This is a genomic window from Ferrimonas kyonanensis DSM 18153, from assembly GCF_000425405.1.
Lineage (GTDB): Bacteria > Pseudomonadota > Gammaproteobacteria > Enterobacterales > Shewanellaceae > Ferrimonas > Ferrimonas kyonanensis.
In genome coordinates this window covers 8,224-27,098 of record NZ_KE384371.1, presented here as the reverse complement: position 1 = coordinate 27,098, position 18,875 = coordinate 8,224, and the positions used below count along the sequence as shown (strand labels likewise).

12 protein-coding genes are annotated in these 18,875 nt (G+C 54.3%); 9 read left to right on the top strand and 3 right to left on the bottom strand.

The annotated features are described in order from the left end of the window. Window positions 1-532 precede the first annotated feature (532 nt). The 6 genes from H598_RS0122300 (at window position 533) to traN (ending at window position 7,882) form a co-directional block, all read left to right on the top strand. Entirely contained in the window at window positions 533-1,294 is a 762-nt protein-coding gene (locus tag H598_RS0122300; protein WP_028114991.1) for a hypothetical protein, read from the top strand. A gap of 213 nt (window positions 1,295-1,507) precedes the next feature. Beyond that, entirely contained in the window at window positions 1,508-2,002 is a 495-nt protein-coding gene (locus H598_RS0122295; protein ID WP_028114990.1) for a S26 family signal peptidase, read from the top strand. Continuing rightward, window positions 1,989-3,302 carry a TrbC family F-type conjugative pilus assembly protein gene (locus H598_RS0122290; protein ID WP_028114989.1) on the top strand — a complete coding sequence of 438 codons (1,314 nt, stop codon included), beginning with the start codon at window positions 1,989-1,991 and terminating at the stop codon, window positions 3,300-3,302. The genes H598_RS0122295 and H598_RS0122290 overlap by 14 nt, the downstream gene beginning before the upstream one ends. Next, window positions 3,299-3,445, top strand: a complete 147-nt coding sequence (locus H598_RS26695; RefSeq protein ID WP_156897154.1) for a hypothetical protein — start codon at window positions 3,299-3,301, stop codon at window positions 3,443-3,445. Before H598_RS0122290 ends, H598_RS26695 begins: the two co-directional genes overlap by 4 nt. After that, window positions 3,438-4,490 (top strand): TraU family protein, encoded by a 1,053-nt coding sequence (locus H598_RS0122280; protein ID WP_028114988.1) that lies wholly within the window; start codon window positions 3,438-3,440, stop codon window positions 4,488-4,490. Before H598_RS26695 ends, H598_RS0122280 begins: the two co-directional genes overlap by 8 nt. 11 nt (window positions 4,491-4,501) lie before the next feature. Next, the gene (traN, locus tag H598_RS0122275) at window positions 4,502-7,882 is read left to right on the top strand and encodes a conjugal transfer protein TraN (RefSeq protein WP_028114987.1); all 3,381 of its coding nucleotides are present in this window, start codon (window positions 4,502-4,504) and stop codon (window positions 7,880-7,882) included. Here the strand turns inward: traN and H598_RS0122270 are convergent. The 3 genes from H598_RS0122270 to H598_RS0122260 form a co-directional block, all read right to left on the bottom strand. Continuing rightward, the gene (locus H598_RS0122270; RefSeq protein ID WP_156897153.1) at window positions 7,879-8,823 is read right to left on the bottom strand and encodes a hypothetical protein; all 945 of its coding nucleotides are present in this window, start codon (window positions 8,821-8,823) and stop codon (window positions 7,879-7,881) included. The two genes, traN and H598_RS0122270, sit on opposite strands and share 4 nt — an antisense overlap. Before the next feature lie 5 nt (window positions 8,824-8,828). Further along, window positions 8,829-10,409 carry a Calx-beta domain-containing protein gene (locus H598_RS0122265; RefSeq protein ID WP_028114985.1) on the bottom strand — a complete coding sequence of 527 codons (1,581 nt, stop codon included), beginning with the start codon at window positions 10,407-10,409 and terminating at the stop codon, window positions 8,829-8,831. A 192-nt stretch (window positions 10,410-10,601) separates the two neighbouring features. After that, window positions 10,602-10,895 (bottom strand): hypothetical protein, encoded by a 294-nt coding sequence (locus H598_RS0122260; protein WP_028114984.1) that lies wholly within the window; start codon window positions 10,893-10,895, stop codon window positions 10,602-10,604. Window positions 10,896-11,431: 536 nt separating this feature from the next. Here H598_RS0122260 and H598_RS0122255 point away from each other — a divergent pair. The 3 genes from H598_RS0122255 (at window position 11,432) to H598_RS26690 (ending at window position 17,667) form a co-directional block, all read left to right on the top strand. Continuing rightward, complete coding sequence (locus H598_RS0122255; RefSeq protein WP_169629346.1) at window positions 11,432-12,868, top strand: Fic family protein; 1,437 nt, start codon at window positions 11,432-11,434, stop codon at window positions 12,866-12,868. A gap of 354 nt (window positions 12,869-13,222) precedes the next feature. After that, window positions 13,223-17,062: an AAA domain-containing protein gene (locus H598_RS0122250; protein WP_028114982.1), complete on the top strand. Its 3,840-nt coding sequence runs from the start codon at window positions 13,223-13,225 to the stop codon at window positions 17,060-17,062. Between the two features lie 443 nt (window positions 17,063-17,505). Beyond that, window positions 17,506-17,667, top strand: coding sequence for a hypothetical protein (locus tag H598_RS26690; RefSeq protein ID WP_169629345.1), 162 nt, complete (start codon window positions 17,506-17,508; stop codon window positions 17,665-17,667). Window positions 17,668-18,875 lie beyond the last annotated feature (1,208 nt).

Here is an 18,875-nt window from a genome sequence, read left to right as displayed (position 1 = left end):
TCTTAGACCATTCTGACTTCAAACCTATGCAGAGTTGATTTTTAACCCAGGTATGACACGTTGATTGGTCGATTTGTGAATAAACCAAATAGTTTCCCACCTCTCTTTCGACATTGGTCTCCGCAAGCAGTATTTTTGATATCGCCCTCGGCAAGCGCTTAACCCTAAGGCCATTTACTTCAGTCATTCCAGATTCAATGGCAGAGAGGTTTTCAAGCGGCGAAGGTCTGACCGTTGCGTTTAGCTCCATCCGGAAGCAGTTTCGCATTTGCGGTCATATTCTGCTGAAAGGAGTTCCTTTATTCTCGCCGCCAGTCAGCGGGGCACTCAGGCGTGCAAGACTGAATATTTACTATGAATCAGTTGACTAGCATCATTTATTTGGTGCAAACTGGTCGTCGGAATTTAAGGATGCCTGCCCACCCCAAGGTAAATCTCTGCATGAGAACCTTATAATCGAATCTAACGTTTTTCGCGCCAACAGGGTGCGGTGAGGGGTGCACTGCTAACCTACAGGCCAGAGGAAAGCGTTATGAAACAATCTCACCTGAATATCGTTTCTCACGCAAAGAAGCGTGCAAAAAAATTAAGCAAAATTTCAGCTCAGCCTTATATGCAATGCTTGGACTCTGTGGCTAAAGAGCTTGGGTTTGCTGATTTTCATGATCTGCAACAGAAGCGATCCCAGCCAACCAAGAAGAAGCCTAGTGCTGCCAGTATCGACAAGCATCATGCGATGATGGAAAAATGTATCTGGCATTGCATTGCCGAAGACACCCTGACTTATAAAGACGAAAGCAGTCTGGAAGTATTGGGGTTCGACTATCTTGGAAGAAAAGTGATACAAGATAATGGTGAAGGCCGCACCTACTCAAGAGGTGAGTTAACAGAAATTTATTTGAAGCTTCTAGATAGTGAGATAGATTCCAGTGCGGACTTACACTGGATAGAATGGCTTACTCGCAGAGCTATTGATAAGGAAGCCATGAAACAGTATGGCTATCAACTGAGGAATGATGAGAGTGGTGATAAGAAGGTTATTGGTATCATCTTTGTCTCTCTAGGTCACTATTACCGTTCATTGATGGACAACTGTGCTCACAAGATTGCTGAACATATCAATTTTAAGCAATACTTCAGTGTTTGGTTACGTTCTATGTACTCTGAAGATACTAAGGATGAGATTGCGAATATGCTTATGGAGGAGTATCCCATCGATGTTTCACAAACACTGCCGAGGAATGTGACATCCTGGGCGCCCAGATGGTGGTTGGAAGAGCAAGGTCGTATCTAGTAACTCCGTTTGATAAATTCTGCCGCCTGTCTGATATCGCTCCATCAGGTAAGCAGCAGTTTCTTCTTTATCCTTTGTTTGCGGGCCATTGGTTAAAAACGCTCTCCCCCTAACAAAATTTTGCAGCTAACGACCTGGTTTAGGGTTGTTTGCTGCACAAACAGGCTCTGCCCCCCACGCATAATGACCTCCAGTGAATGCACGGAGGTGATTGTGACGCTCAAATCCTTTTCGATAACGGCACTGCTGCTCGGCTCAGTCTTCGTGCTGTTCCAACTCTTCTATTCGCGCTTCACCCTGGGATACAGCCCGCAAGGTGACGTGAACAGCTGTCTCCGCGGCACCTGGTTTCTGGTGGATAGGTCCGAAAAGGACATTGCCGTGGGCAACCTGTATGCCTTCCATCTTCCGGTGCACACCCCCTTCTTCGACAAAGGGCGCCGCTTCATCAAGCGAGCGGTGGCCAACGAGGGTGAGATCGTGAACATCGGCCTTGAGGTCACCGTCACCACCTTCGGCCGGATTGAGCTGCCCCTGCGCTTCGCAGCCAAAGCGCTGGGGGATGATCCCCAAGCGTATGTGCGGGTCCTGGAAGTCAAGGAAAGCCATTGGTTCGCGATGGGCGAGCTGCCCCAGAGCTACGACAGTCGGTTTTGGGGCCAGGTCCCCCACGCAAACGTGATTGGGAGGGCGTATGCGCTTTTCTAGAGTGACCACCACCATCGCCGCCCTTTGCATGGTGACAGGCGCACCGCTAAACGCCCAGGTGGCCAATGAGGAGCTGAAACAGCTGATCGACTCCGTACCGAGCGTGAAGTTGCCCCGCTTGGGCCAGCGGCCCATTGCGCCCAACGCCCCCATGGAAGACTTTGCCAAGCAGGCCAAGGAGCTGGCGGACAAGGTGATCGCCGAAGGGCGGCTGAGCAACATCGATCAGTACCAGGCCATTGACCCCGCCAGGCTGGAGCAAGCAGCCGAACTGGCCAAGCAGGTTCAGGAGTCGATGCGGGAGAAGCTGCTCCAAGAGGGCATGCAGCAGAACCAGGTTGATGCGCTGGCCGGGCAGGGCCCTGAGCCCTATGAGAATAAGCCCAAGCCTGAGGCGGTGCTGTTCGTGTCGAGCTCCATGCCAGAGTCGCAACTCAAGGCCGCCTATAAGTACGCCGAGCAACGGGGGATAGTCGTGTACTACCGAGGCCTGTTGCCAGGTACCAAAAACATCCCCCAGTCCATCGCCAGGGTGCGTAAGCAGGTAGCGTCACTCAACCTCAAGAGTGAGCCTAAAATCGGCATCGACCCCATCGCCTTTGATGACCACGACATCACAGTGGTCCCAACGCTGGTGATCAGCAGAGATGGCCAACAGGCCATGGTCTCTGGCCTGTTCAATCTGGACTACTTGCAGGAGCAACTGGTCGCGGCCCCCGCCGACACCGATGTGGACCTGGGTAGCCGCGGTACCGTCTACGACATCAAAGAGCGCCACTTGGTGGCGGAAATGAAGGCCCGGGCTGCCAACATCGACTGGAAGGCTAAGCAGAAGGAGACGGTGGCCAGCTACTGGCAGAGGAAGGCGATCCCCTCGCTTCCCAGGGCTACCAAGGATGAGCAGTTTTGGATCGATCCAACGGTCCGTGTCACCAAAGATGTGCTCAACGCACAGGGCGACTTATTGGCGCGTGCCGGAGAAACCTTTAATCCCATTGCCAAGTATGTACTGCACATCACCTACCTGATCATCGATGCCAGTAGTGAGGCTCAGATCCGGTGGGCCCAGGCGCAGCTGGCGGAGATCACCGGCCAGTTCCAGCTGATGATCACCGGCCTCAACCGCAGTCGAGGCTGGGATGGCTACACCGAGATCAGGCAGCGCCTGAAGGTCCCTGTGTTTGTGATGCCGGCACTGGCAAAGCAGCGATTCCAGTTGACCGCAGTACCGGCCAAGGTGGCCACCACGGAAAGTGGCTACCTCCAAGTCAACCAGTATCAACTCAAGGATGAGTTATGAAGATGATCTACGTCTACGCAGGACTGGTGCTGGGAGTCTACCTGGCAGCCAACAACCCGGAAGTCGCCGCTCAGATCTGGTCCAGCGCCGAGGGGATCTGGCACTACGTGACGGCGGCACTGACGGGGGCGCAAAATGCTTAAGTGGGGGCAAGCCTTAGTGCTGGCGGCCGCTGTCTCGGTGGTAGGGAACGCTCTGGCGGAAGACCAGACCTCGTTCCAATGTAACGACGCCGATATCTTCAGCCGTCTGTTCAATCAGATCTGCTGGAGCTGTTTCCTGCCCGTGCAGTTCATGGGGATCGGTGGCGACAGGCCGGCAGGCGCAGCCAGCTCCCAGCCCTTTTGTGCCTGTCGAGATGCGCTGGGCGTGCCCGAGTACGGGTTTCAAGCTGGTTACTGGGCGCCGGTGCGCTTGATCGAGACCCCGTCGATACCCTGGTGCAGCCCTTCCCTGGGGGGGATCAAGCTGCAGGATGATCTGTTTAGCCTCGGGTTGCCGATGGACACCAAGGACAGTGACCAGGATACCGCCGCTACCCTGGCACGGATGCAGTATCACTACTTCGCCATGCCGTTGTTCGCCATGCTGGAGATCTTGTACCTGTCCGAGTGCAGTGATGGCTACACCGACTTTGATCTGATGTACCTGAGCGAAGTCGATCCGCTATGGAATAACGATCTCACCGCTATCCTGCTCAACCCCGAAGCGATCATCTTCAGCTCGCCGCTAACCCGCCTGTGGTGCATCGGGGACTGTCTGATGGTGTCCACGGGCAATGGTACAGAGGAGACCTATGGCTGTGCCGGCTGTGACGGCCACCTCTACCCGATGACCGGCAATGTGAATGAGTCCGATGATCCTGTCCGCGTATCGAGCCTGATTGCGCAACGTGCCATTGCCGGGCTGCACCGGCGCGGCGTCGCGCATAAGACCATCGGCGACGATGCCATGTGTGAAGCCGAGTTCTGGCCGACCTTACCGCGCAGCCAATACAAATTCTCGATGTTGTATCCGGTACCCGAGGCCGCTGTATCCCCCGGCCGGGATTGCTGCCACTCCCCTGGTGAGTCTGTGCACCTGTGGTCTACCGCCGCCGGCGGCCGCAGTCGCCCGGGCATGGAGGATTACGTGCACATGGTTTGGCGCTATCGAGACTGCTGCGTGCGCAATGTGCCACTGGACTAAGGGGAGGAGCGATGGGGTATAAGGCATGGATTGCTTATTGGGTATCGGCTTCGGTGGCGCTCACGCCCCTGACTGCATCGCTGGCGGTGAACGCTGCGGAAACCGAGTATCTGGAGAAGCTGCAGGAAAAGTACGACACCAAGGACCCGTACAACCAGACATCCGGTGATGAAAGCCGGTTGAACCGTGCCCTGAACTCCACCCCCGCTTCCAACCCTAACCTTGAGGCCGACCTGATTGAACGGCATTTTACCACGCCCCCAGCGAGCACCAGCAGTGACTATTCTCGCTACGGCATCATCTCGGGTGCCATGCAGAGCAAAATCGACGAAGTGCGGGGGGATCATGATCAGCTGACCCAGAACACCACCAATTTCAACCACAGCGTGAGCGGCTCCAATCTGTCGTTGCAAACCCAGTACAAGGAAACCGCGGTCAGTCGAGACGCCAATGGCAACCTGGTGGTGAATTATGGTGACACCGTCACCAACACAACCCAGGTCCACAACTCTGAGATGGTGGGGGCGCAGCAGGGGCACAGCGAAACCGTGTTTGATGGCGATCAGCAGTACGGTGATGCAGACGGGGTACTGGAGTCCGGGCGCTCGGCCTATGGCAACCTCTCTACGGCCACCACCGGTGAGGGCATCGCCTTTCGCACCATCTTGCAAAGCCAGCAGAGCAACCCGCCGCCGGTGATCGACCCCCGCAGCAGCTTGTTTGATTACGGCTTTGACGAGGTGAACCGTGCCAACAGCGGCCAGGATGACTGGTTTGCCAACTGCCAGCAAACAACGCGCCGCGTGACTCATTCGGGTGAGTACGGATCATCTCATGAGCAGACCTGCCAGCGGCCGAACTACACAAACCTGCAGAGCTGCCAGGTGGAGCGAACCGCCAAGCTGCCCATTCGGTTGGTCACAATGGAAGGGGATTTGCAGAAGTACACCATCGAGATCGCAGATGAGTACACGCTTCGCATCCGTCTTGGCCCCTATAACGATAACGGAATTCCCGATGCGCGGATCTATAACAGTGACCTTAAGAGCGGGGAAAGCAGTTACGGTAAGTATGCGTGTCGTGTTACTCAACAACGCTTTTTATTTAAGCTTGAAGAGGGCTTCGAGGTGGTGTCGGGTTACCGGCATGGAAGTGGGTCCAGCGTGGTCAGCGGTCGTGTTGATGACACTCTGAAAGTGTGGGTGAATGGCGCATTAGATGGCTATTTTCGACAGCGCCCATACAGCTCCCAGTCTGTTTGGGACAAAGTTCCGGAATCGTTAATGGTGCTGCCTAAACACTACCTTTACGACTTTCCATACGATGCCCGGGCAGGGCAACTGTTCGCAGGAGTTGATGGTGGATGGAATACCTGTGAGCACAAAAATGGATCTGTGGGTAGCGCAGACATCAGTCACATCGTGAGCCGGACAAATTCTAATGGACACTTGCTGTTTGAATATGCACTAGGGCTTGGAGGCGCTGGGGATATTGACCTGGCCTATGATATCCGCTTCAACAAGCCAGTGAGCCCTGTAGTTACTTATGAACAAACACCTGAGGGCTGCGCCGACAAAATAGGCTGGTCTCCAGAGTCCAACAACAAAATATGTCCCACCGGAGGATGCGCTAGTCCGTTGACCAAGCCGGACAGCTTTTGCAAAGCAGACCGATGGGTCACTGTCGTCAGTGGTGGCAACAGTTTTGATGAGAGCATTCTTGAGACCATGGCGCCAATGTATGACGGCGATGGCCATCAGGTCAGTTGGAAGATCAATGCTGAGGGGTACCTGTGCGATCCACTCCAGGGTCAACCCTGGTGCGTCGACACCAACGACGACGGCGCCGTGGATCCCAGTATGGAGTGCTTCGACTATTTCCAGATGCGGGAGGGCCATGACAACTGTCAGGTGCTTGAGGATAGGCCGGAGTGCAAGGAGCTAACTTCGTCCTGTGATGATCGCTTCTACGACCGGGCCAATGACGAGTGTTACATGAACGAGGTGATCTACGAGTGCACCGACAATGGCGACTGGGAATATGAGCATGAGGTGGTGGACAACGAGTGCTCTGGCCTGCTGCCCTGCGCCAATGGCGAGTGCAACTTTGGCGCCGAGGAAACCAACCCGGACTTCATCAACGCCATGGTGCATGCCTCCATCCTGCAACACGCTCAGGGTGATTATGCCTGCGACGATCCCTCCGACCCCAGTACCTGCAAAATCTTTGCCGGCGAGGGCAAGTTTTGCTCCTGGGAGCGCAGTGGCCTGGGTAACGACTGCTGTGAAGCGCCGGAGGGGGTCAACCTGGCCCAGTACGTGGCGCTGGCGAACGCAATGATGCAGGTGACCAACTACGCCAAGGCTGAGATCCCGGTGGTGAAGGATGGCATCGACAAGATGACCGAGCCCTTAAGCCAGGCTGGTGATGCGGTCGGCAAAGCCGTGTCGAATGCCTGGGACAGCATTACTACCGAGATGACCAGCGTGTTCAGCAACACCGCCGGTAGTACGGTGGTGAGCGATGCCGCCGGCGGCGTGACCAGTGTGGCGGATGTGACTGCCCAGGCCGCTGAGGCTGCGGCCAGTGGTGGCGAGCAAGCCGGTGAGGCGGTAGCTGAAGGCTTTGTCGATGAGATGAAACAGGAGGCGATGAACTGGCTGGCAGAGAATCTGCCTGCTGATCTGTCCAGCGCGGTGTTTACCGTTCCGAGTGATGAAGCTGTGGATGTGCAGTTTACTCCTGAGGCCCAGCTGGTAGCGGATGTCTTTGGCTACGTGATGTTGGCCTACACCATCTACAACTACGCCAAGTTGCTGATCAACCTCTACTCGCAGTGTCATGAGTACGAGATGGATATGGGGATCAAGATTGCTCAGAAGCAGTGCGTGAAGGTGGGGGGATCCTACAAAAAGGACAGCCTGGGCCTTATCAAGCGCCAGGACTACTGCTGCTACTCCTCCATCCTGTCTCGCATCATCAATGAGGCCGCCGTGGACCAATTGGGCGTTAACATGGCGACCTACAGCTCCACCTCCATCGACGGCAGCACCCTGCGCAGCTGTGAAGGGCTGACCGCCGACCAGTTAGCGCAGCTCGATTTCGACCAGATCGATTTCTCCGAGTGGCTTGGGCTGTTGATGGAGTCCGAGGTGATTCCGCCGGAGCTGTCAGAGGAAGCGTTAACCCGCGACGGGCGCACCATGAATGCAGAGAATCGCCAAACCACTAAAGAGCGCACCGCGGAGCGGATTGGCGATGATCACTCGCTGGCGGACCGTGCGATTGAGCATCGCGAGACGATGAGCATTGACAACGTGGATTGTTCCTACCTACCACGACCACCAGTGTGCGAATTTGGGATCGTGATAGGCGAGGGCGGGGGCGGCTAGAAGGTGGTGATTGCTGTGTCCTGCAGCGATGCACTGGTGTAGAACCTGCCGTATTGGCTGTCACTGTAGAGGTTGATGGCCTCAGGCTTCAGTGATTGGTCGTTGCTTTCGGTCCCCGGGCGAACAAAGCCATGAAAGGTGCTGTCCTTAAGCACGAACGGTACCGTGGATGCAAAGCGTAAGGTTTTTTTCTTGACCAGTAGGACGGTGCTAGGATCTACATGCTCCCACATCGCCAATGCGAGCTTAGGCCACGAGTGAGCAACGGTAACGGTCGCGTAACGTTTGTTCGGATCTAGACCCACTTCAGGGAGGGCCATGCCGATGCGACGAATACGCAATTGGTAGCCGCCAACGAGGAGCCGACAGCGATCATCATGGAACTTCTCAGAAGCCCCTGCCAGTGAGGAGCAGAAGTTGGATTCACTCACCGGGATCTGGAGAGCTTCGCTGCGTTGTTGCTCAGAGTACGTAAGCTGCACCGCACTGCCAAAGGTCTTAGTGGCGGCCATGAGCAATTCTTGGCGCACCGTATCTTCGATTTGTGCCACGTTTGGCTCGCCACTCGGAACTTCGACGTAGTGGATGCTAAAGCTATTCGCGGCCTTATCTATACCGTCCTTTGAGTCCCACACTGCCAGATAGGAGGAGGAGGCCAAGCCGCCAAGGCCAAAGGCGGCAGTATTGATAATGGTGTTGGCAACCTTGTAGCCATCGGACTCCATGAATGACTTCTTCTGCCCAACCCAATCATCTAGCGAGTTTGCGTCACGCGCTTCCAGGTCGGGCAGTGCATGGTTAACCACGTTCAGCGCATAGCTTTTGTCGTCATCCCACTCATAATCGTCATAGGTGGCGTAGCGCATGGATTCAGGGCCACTGGCACAGCCTTCCAGTAGCAGCAGAGTCATCATGCCGGTCATGAAAAGTCCGTTTTTCATAATCATCACTCCTTGATTGGGTACAAGGTTAAGGTAGCAGCTACGTTTATCGGCGCTACTCCATGCGCATTGATATTACTGGGCTGGCGCGTCGCAATCAGGCGGCGGCCAAGAAGGCAGGCTGCCAGGATCACCCACCAGCCCAGGCTACCGCTGGAGCTGCCAGAATCGCTTGAGTTGTTCCCTCCGTCGGTGTTTTCACCAGAGCCTCCAGTACCGCCCTCAGGATTATCCGCGGAATAGCCCTCATCCTCATTGATGGTGACAAGCACACTCTGACTACCACCCAGTAAGCTGGCCTGGTAAGGGTCTGCCAGCGCCACCTCGAAGCTACGGGCTGCCTTAGCCGTATCGGTAGCAAGCACCGGGACGGTCAGAGTCACTGAGGACTGCCCCTCCTCAAACATGACCAGGGTATCCAGGGCGCCAAAATCCTCAGCCAGAACGGCAGTGCCGCTGCCCTGCAGCGCCTGAACCCGCACACCCATGCGTTGACCAAGGTCGCCCTCTCGTTCGACCACAACGGCGAGATCACCGGCATCCTCGGCCACGTTAGTGGAAGAGACCGAAACATTGACAGGGCCGTGGATCTTCATGGCGGGGCGAAAATGCACTTGCACCGGCAGGATTTCTCGAATTTGACGGGCCGAGTTACCAAACTGAGCATCACCACACGCCTCTCCACCAACCTGATGGTCAACATCAGAAAACCACTTGTAAACGTTAGTGCCAGCACGCCTATGCATCACTGTGGGGTTGCCGTCAGCACAGGTCCAAGAGAAGGCGTATGTCTGGTAATACTGGGGATCGTAATCGTCCTCATAGGTGTGATGGAGTGCCATGTTATGGCCGAGTTCGTGTAGCACAGTCCCGCCGGTGATATGGGTGTCACCTGAATACATGATCCCCATGAAATCACCAATGCCGGAATAACCCGCTACTGCTGTGTCATTACCATCCTCCCCAGGCTCTGAGCCGGGTTCGCCCGGGTCATTGTAGCGGTAGACCATGATGCTATCGGCGGCCCATTCATGGACCTGCTCCCAAATGGTCTTCAAATTTGGGTCGTACTGCAGACTCTCGGGATCTCCGGCCCCGCGATAAGCGTCCTGGATAAGGCCGTCGGTACCTTTGATCAGACCGTCGCCCGTCGCATTCATGCGCGGATTGGGCGGCAGCGTGTAATCCAGACCTGGTGCGACAGTAATGCCAGCCAGCTCGACCCACTCTCCCTCTTGACGCAGAGTCTGACTGAGGGCTTGATTTACCATGTCCAAATAGCTGTGCACATTTTCCCGAACCTGCTCATAACCCTCTGCTTTATAGCGTTCAGGCCTGACGTAAACCAAAAACCGCAACGGCTCATCGGGCATTTGCGTCGACACGGAATCCACGGCATGGGCTTTTTGCATGGACAGTGCCGCCGACTGTCGCTCGACAGCTCTCGCCCTAAGGGTCTCTAGGTAGTTACCGCCAGTGACAGCTTCAGGGGCCCCTCTAAACGGGGTGACGCCGGGGTAGAAAGAGGTCGCGCTTGAACTGAAGGCGACTCCAGCCAGCGCCAATGATGCCAGTATTGTTCTCATCCTTAAGTACCTTACTGTTTTAGGTGGTATTGTCTGCAGAGCGACCCGGCTCAGCGCCAAAACCTGCAGATTAGGCATTTTCTGGCGTAGTGTGCGGTACGCTCTGGTTTTGGTTGGCCACATCCTTGAGCCATTGAACCAGACTTGATTACGTTACAGGGGGGACTCCACTCAATCAACCCGCTCACGGATTCACCAGTGCAGAACGATGAAGCCGTCATTTTCAAGGGCCCCGACCTCTGTGGCGGCGATGCTGCAACAACCTTCCGTTAGGTCGTAGAGGCGGTCGCTCAGATCGACTGTCCCGGCGAGCAAGATGCCCAGCGCGGTCAGCAAGCCCTCGGTCAATTCTGCTGAGCTGACTTCTGGCGCCCCAAATGCCTGGGCATTGAGGGCAGAGTCGAACTCTTTGGTGGTCGGGGTTTCGGGGCCCTGGAACTGATCAATTAACTGGGTGATGGAGGGGGTTTCGTTGCAAATCGCCAATGTGTAGGTTAATGGTGTGCCAGCTGGTAGAAGCTGGCCTCCAGGCCTATATCACTGCTGGTGCAAGGGAGTAATAAAGGTTCGGAATCATTAGGTGGGAAGCAACGACTGCAGTGGCCTAGGAACCATCAAGGTGACAAGCCTACTTGCGTCCAAGAGTAGACAGACGAAGTTTGTCGGATGAACTTGGCAATCAGGTGAAAGATTCTGACGGCGTAAAAGTGATAGATGTTGGTGCCGTAAAAGCGACTAAAGCCGGTTGATTAAAAGTGACAAATGCCGGTAGCTTTAAAGTGACAAATGCCGGTAGCGTAAAAGTGACAAATGGATGTAGTATTAAGGTTACTAATTCACGAAATACTGGGTCATGGCCGCGAGGTCATCAAAATCTGACCATTGGGGGAGACATGGCGAAGACAGGGCACCAAAGACTGGCCGAAGCGCTTACCGCGGCGAAAGAGGTCAGTGATGGCAACATTGTTCGTGGAAATTGGGTCTCCGAGAGACACCGAGCGCTACTGGTGAAGAATGGGTACATGAAGTCCATCATTCGTGGCTGGTATCTTCTGGACGCTGATGTGGCCGTTTCTAAAGCAGGTGAGTCAGCGCTGTGGTTTGAATCCATTTGGCACTTCTTGGGACTGTATCTTGAGGAAGCCTACGGCGATGCTTACTGGCTTAACCCAGAGGCATCCCTGGACATTCACACTCAAAGCAACCGGCTCCCCCAACAACTCATTGTATTTAACTCCGATGGGGGAAAGCGTCAGGTAGAACTGCCTAACGAGATGAGCTTGCTAGTGTTGCCCAAGTCAGAGGCTCCGTCAGGTCTGGTGGTGGAGGGCGGGGTGCGGGTACTGCCGCTCGAGCTGGCTCTAGCGTCTATTTCACCCAGCATGTACCGGCAGAATCCCTTTGCTGTCCAAGTGGGTCTGGAGAGGGCGCAGGTTGAACGTATTGGTGAGGAGCTGCTTCGCAGTGCCAACGTAGCTTCCGCGAATCGCTTAATCGGGGCATATCAGGAGCTGGGTCTCAAGGCTCAGGTTCGCAAGCTCACGTCGCTAATGAAGGTAGCTGGCTTTTCTGGCATTCGTACTGAAAATCCTTTCGAAGTGGCGGTTTCCAGCATAGGGGCTGCACGAGGTGAGTCGCCAGCGTCATTGCGGGTCAGGATGTTGTGGCGAGACCTTCGAAAGCAGGTGGCCTCTGTCTTTGAAGCGGTGCCCAAAAGCGATTTTTTCGCTCGAGATTTGAAGCAGATTCTTGAAGGGATGGAATCGATATACGTTGCTGATGCTTATCATTCGCTCTCTATAGAGGGCTACGTGGTGACCTCGGAACTAATCGAGAAGGTGGCTAATGGAGACTGGTCGCCTGAGACACTTCAGGAGGATCGGCGACAGAAGGACGCGTTAGCGGCCCGGGGTTACTATGAGGCGTTTCAAGGCGTAAAGGCGTTGCTGACAGAGGCCCATTCGGCGGGACAAGAATCACTAGACCTCGATTACCTTATAGACGTGGCGCTTACTGAGGTGTACGCGAGCCTGTTTAAGCCTTGCGTGGCAGCGGGGATTGTGACGCCCGAGACTCTTGCGGGTCATCGAAAAGGGCCAATTATTATCCGAGGTTCTAGGCACATGCCACCGCAAAGTGACTGCCTGATGGATTGCATGGACTCCCTGAAGGAGTTGATGGCGTCTGAACCTGATTATTCAGTCAAAGCTGTGCTTGGCCATCTGCTCCTAGGGTACATTCACCCCTATCCGGACGGAAACGGTCGCACTGCGCGTTTCATCATGAATCTGATGTTGGTGCTAGGTGGTTTTTCCTGGACAGTCATCACAATGTCACGTCGGGCCGAGTACCTGAAGGCGTTAGATCAGGCATCGGTCTACGGAGATGCGATGCCCTTTGCTAGTTTGGTATGTGAGTTGATGCTGGAACAGCAGGAGGCTCCGCCGGAAGGCTCTTGAGATCCACACGTCGGCCGCAAAACAAGACCCATTCACTCTGGACTTTTTGCTCCTAATAGGAGTTCCGATAGGAGCCGTCCACCTAAGCGATGCAGTCGTGGACTGTTTGCGATTGTGTGGTGAGAGGCGATTATATTGGGTGGTCAGAGATGGTATGTCCCACATACTGTTCACTTGGATTTGACGCGTCGATGGTGGTGAGTTGAGTGCTCACTGAATCCTTATCGCAGCCCGTTACATTCTGGCTGAGATGTTAGTTGGAATGTTGCGCACCGTTTGGTTGCTAGCGGCAAAGTGAAATGCGAGACTAGCAACTTATTAAAATATTTAGAAAAAAACGGAAAGACTTCGCTTATGAAGGGTAACCTGCTGGGTTCGCTGCAAGCCCTGTTTAGCCGGCAGCGTCGCGAAACTGGGATCAGTGCCGAGGATCGCCGCTGTGCTCAGATCCTGAACTATTGGTGCGATGCGGAGTTGTTTGATCTCCCTGAGTGCCCCATGGATCCCAAGAATGAGGTGTTTAGCCAGCAGGTATCCCGCTTTGCAGAGTTTTGCGCCGAGTCCAAGCAAAAGGGGCTAAACAGCGGCCAAAGGGCGTTTCATAAAGACGCCAGATTGGTGATCATGCTTCAGTGCCACCGGGCAGGTTATCTGCACCCGGATAAGCTGCCACATCCCAACTATGAAACTCCTCGTACATTCCTGGTGGCTCAGGCGATGCTGCCCAAGTGGGACGAGCAGGCCCAAACACTGAAGTGGCTGCGCTCAGAGGAGTCTTGCGATCTAGTCCTGAACCTGGCCACTATGCGTACCCTTTATCGTAACTGTCCTGATGCCATTCCTGACAATATGGCGCTGTCAGAGTGGATCAAAGCGCGCATCGAAACCGTCAACAATAGGTTGGCTCACGAGTTGGATGGCCCATTGGAGGGCGACGGGCTCAAGCAGCAACTGGACAAGATTAACCAGCAACTGGCCGACGAGTTCTGGCCCAACGAGGCGTCTCGAGAGTTCATGCTGGATCGCAGCCAGCCCATCGAAAGCCAGCTGCAGGAAGAAGATGTGCCCCAAGTAACCCAGGGCTCTCTCACCTTCCGTTGGCGCTTTTGCTATTACCCCAGAGGCAATGATAGTGCCCAGCTAGGTCCTTTCTTTGTTAAAGATCTGGAAAGCGCCATTTTGCGACTGTCGAAACTGGGGGCACAGCACGGTCTCTCTGCGCCTCTTTATCGCTATCTGCTGGGCAGTGAACAGCAAGAGGAGATCGGGGAGGCGTGCAGCTCTGGCCAGCAGTTTTTTGACCTGACCCGGTCGGTACCTGCCGGCCGCTGGCCAGAAAACCCCAAGTATGGCTTGAGTCTGCTGCAGTCGATGGCGGTCAATATTGCTGGGCAACAGGCCAGCAATCCCGTGGTGGCGGTCAATGGACCGCCGGGGACCGGTAAGACCACGCTGCTCAAAGATGTGATCGCCCAGCGCCTCGTACTTCGTACCAACCGCTTGCTGGCTCTGTGTGACAAGGAGGACTGGCTGCGGTCCGATGAGGCGGTAGAAGTGATTCTTGAGAGCTCCATGGTGGTGGCCTCTAGCAACAACAAGGCGGTAGAGAACATCTCTAAGGAGCTTCCCTCTCTAGGCAAGCTGTCTGCGGAGTTTCACGATCTTAGACATTTTCGTTCCGTTGCCAAAAGCGGTGACTGGGGCCTGCTTTGCGCCGTGTTGGGCAATAGCGACAACCGCAAGGCATTCGGTAAACTGCTCAAGCGATTACGTAACCATATGAACAGTGTGGAGGATCACTTCCAGATTCAATACCTGTTTAACTCTCTAAAACAAGACAATAACAAGAAGCCAGGTGAGGTGATAGCACGCTTTGTTCGACGTTGGCAGGCTAACGACGAGCTGCTCGAACTGACCGAGGAAATTCGCAATAGCAAAGCATACGGCCAGCACCAGGGATTCTTTAAAGCCTGGTGTACGGCACTGGAGCAGATCCAGAGTCAGATGCTGACAGTCGATGAGTTCGCAGCTGCTTGGGACAAGCAGGAAAAGGAAAAGTGGGATGAGGCGGTAAGGGCCCTCGATCGGATCAAGCGTCAGTGGTTTGCCCAGAAACTGGGTAAGCAACGCTTGAAGCATAAGCTGGAGTTGGCGAAGGCAGCATTCAGCAAGGCTGTGGCTCAGTACAATTGCATGATCAAGGATCTCAATGGCGGAGAGAGCAAAAAGTGGCAGCTTGATCCGGATACGCACTTGCTCGGCCCTCAAACCTATCAAGGGCGCGATCAAGAGGAGCCTCACGAGACCGAAGCTCGACTGCAGATGAGTTCGCCCTTTGGCAGCGAGGCGGTGAATCGTTGTCGCACGGAGCTCTTCTTGACTGCGATGGCGTTGAACCAAGCGATGGCCGAACAGGCTGCCAGCTCAGTGAAGGACCGATGGGACGATCTGACGGCTCTAATCAACGGCCAACTGGAGACCCAGGAGCAGCGGCCGGAGCATCTTCAGTTGTGGTCCATGTTGTATCTGTTCTTCCCCGTGATCAGCACCTCTCTCTCCTCTGTGGAGAGCCAGTTCCGGCTGATGCAAAAGCCAGGCGGGTTTGGTTTGGCGATGTTCGACGAGGCAGGGCAGGCGGTGAACTACCATGTCGCAGGACTACTGCAGCGCTGCCGTCAGGCGATCTTTGTCGGTGATCCCATACAATTGGAGCCGGTGGTGACCATACCGGCGCCGCTGGATCACTATATTGCCCGGGACTTTATGGAGCTGTCTCAGAGTGATGGCGAGGAGAGCTGGGGCGATCGTTTGTTGATCAGCTCCTCCTCAGCCCAGACCTTGGCAGATCAGGCGGGTAATTACTTTGCCCGAATCGGTGCTCGTCGGGTAGGGATTCCCTTGCTGGTCCACCGTCGCTGTACCGAACCCATGTTCAGCATCGCCAACAAGATCGCCTACGATGACAAGATGGTGCCGGCAAGCCTGCCCTATGACTGGAAGGCGCCACAAAGCGGCTGGATCAATATCGAAGAGAGTGACATTGAGCTCTCTGGCAGTGGCTACGACAACAAGACAGAGGCATTGGCTGCAGTGGACTTAGCCCGCTATCTGTGTGAGCAGCACCCACAGATGGTTAAGGAGGGGCTGTATATGATCACGCCCTTCTCCGAGATGCGCCGGACACTGCAGGCGGTTTGGAAAAGCCATGCTAAGGACAGTAATAATCGTGGCTGGATGCGGTCCGCATTCGGTGCCAGCAAGGCGGACGTTGAACTGGAGAACTTCCCGAGAGATAACATCGGTACCGTCCACACCTTTCAGGGTAAGGAAGCCTCAACGGTGCTGTTGTGCACCGCAGGGTCATTAATCCGGAAGAAAGCTGGTGGGATCAGCTGGGTCAACAGCAAGCCTAACCTGCTTAATGTCGCCGTAACCCGGGCCAAGCATCATTTGTTTGTGTTGGGTAATCGACGGGACTGGGAGAGCGGTCTGCTTACATCAGAGCTGCAGTGTGGTGGCATGAAGTGTTACGACAGCCTGGAGGAACTGAAGCAGGCTGATGCGGTGGCGTTTGACGACTACGAGTTTTTTGAGCGAGCGGTTAGAACACCTTTGGAAGATCTGGGGTTTGACTTTACCTCCGAGCGGGATCCCGATGTGGAACGAGTGCGTAAACTGCAACAAAACGCTGATCGCGGCGATCCGGAAGCCCAGTTCAGTCTCGGCATGCACTATGGCAGCGCTGATGAAGTCGAGCAGGACGACGAGTTGGCAGTAAGCTGGTATCGCAAGGCGGCTGAACTGGGCCATGGCGGTGCCCAGGCTAACCTGGCTCAGTGCTATATGATTGGAAGGGGCGTTGATAAGGATGAGCCCCAGGCGGCGATCTGGTTCCTCAAGGCGGCCGAGCAGGGCGATCCCTTGGCCCAGTACGCCTTGGGTTATCTGTATAAGGCTGGCCGAGGTGTTGCTCAGGACGACAGACAAGCAGTAAATTGGTACCGTAAGTCGGCGGAGCAAGGAAACGCCTCAGCACAAGCTAATCTGGGTATGATGTACCAGTCCGGCCGGGGCGTTAATCAGGATCAAGAACTGGCGATTAGCTGGTATCGAAAAGCCGCAATTCAAGCGCACTCTCAGGCCATAAACCGACTGGAGAGATTGGCTAAGTCGGACGCTAACATTAAGCCGTAAGTCGAGTTGTGTTGGAACTGTTGCACTGGATACAAGCTGAGTCTAGCTGGGAGACTTTGAGCAATTGCGGTAAGGGTTGAGTTAGTCGAACAGTCCCATCCTGTAGGCTAGGCGGCTCTCCATGGCCGTCAGCCACATAAAGCTCAACAGTGTCTGCTTGAGGGAGTGATTCATTGCTGGAAATACTGCTGTGGCTGTATTTATAATCTGAGAGGATAAATATACAAAATTAGAGGTGATTGGGTATATGCCTTTTGCAGTTAATTGGTTATATTGATTTATAAGCTCAGCTATAAGAACAGCAAATTCTATTCATTAATAATGAGTTCACTAGTCGTTATTAATCTGGTTGAATTTGATCGTTTATTCGACTAATCGTCTCGCCAACTGTATTTTGGGGTAGTAATTTGAGAACACAAATGACCGCGTTAAATGAGCGCGAAATGGACCTGCTCATCACCCTGAGAAAGGCCAAGACCATTGACACCTTAGAGATCATGACCGACAGACTGGAGCGCGAAGCCGCCAACAGCACCGAGGAAGGTGAGGTGTGCCGCGCTTTTGACGTTCGCGAAGCGGAGATCGAGCGCGGACAGTACGTTTAAGATAGGCCTTCCCTGTCTGTTTACTTCATCATCAACCTGGGTGATAAAAATGGCCAATCCCGTTAACTCTAGGGAAAGGAATTATGGCCAGGGTAATGACAACTGTTTTGCTTGTCGGCGGGAAGTATGACTGCAGGGGTATAATGGCGCACCCAATTAATCGGGTGCCACACAAAGAAGTTTTATTCTGCTCAGACAGCAATTTTCATACCGGTAAAGACCGCTCAGTTTCTGTCACCGCTTCACTTGACCTATCTGAAAACTGACATAGCTATAGTGTTCAGGTTTACGGCGTTGTTTCCTAAATAAATGGAACCTTTTTGAAAAGCCGCGATCTGATCCCCCGTTACTACTGTTGGAGGCAGCTCATGGGCAAGTGCAAAGGCAAAATCATCAATTGGCCGAAACATCACAGAGCATCGGTTCAACGCGGCTCCATCCCCTTCAGGGTGGATGACTAGGCGGTGAAGAGTTGGCATTGCACAGAGCACCATGGTGGCCGAGGGCGGGGCCTCCAGTACTGTGATGCTGCCGGAGCGTCTATATATGGCCAAATGCTCCCGGACACCGCTTAAGGTGGTAAAGTCACCACCTCTCTTCGCATCATTAAATCCGGCCATGTCGCTCCCTTCGTGGGAGCGTGGATTGAAACGTCATGTTAAATTGGCTAGTAAAGTCAGTAATTGCTGCTAATCTGGGCCAAGGCTCTCCTTAGCCAGCCATTGGTTTAACACCGTTTCCAGAGCGTTAATCTCAGCACGATGGTTTTAGAATCTCTGCTAAGGTGCTGGATATTTCGCAATTTCCAACGCGTGGCTGGAAGATCAGCTGCTGCGGGGTAATCAAAGAGATCCCAGCTGGGATTCCCTTGCTTGAAAGAGAACAAGAACGTCTTATCCCTTTCGTGTCCGCGGACAATATAGTTTGATTATTTTCTGACCTCCTGTCGCGCCACAATAGGCGTGGACTGCCGGTTATTGAAACTTGTCGAACTGGCCGCTAACCTGTTGTTCACATTTGAAACCTAAGGGATTAGCGTAACAGTATTGTCATTTTTAATCAGGCGGTTATACGCTCTTTCCTTCTGATGAAGGTTTTTGTCCACAGGCTATGCGGATAGTTAGTGGATATAAGTCGAATTTTGTAAGCTGTAACTGCTTTCTACAGATAGCGGTCGCTCCCTTCGCGGGGGCGTGGATTGAAACCAG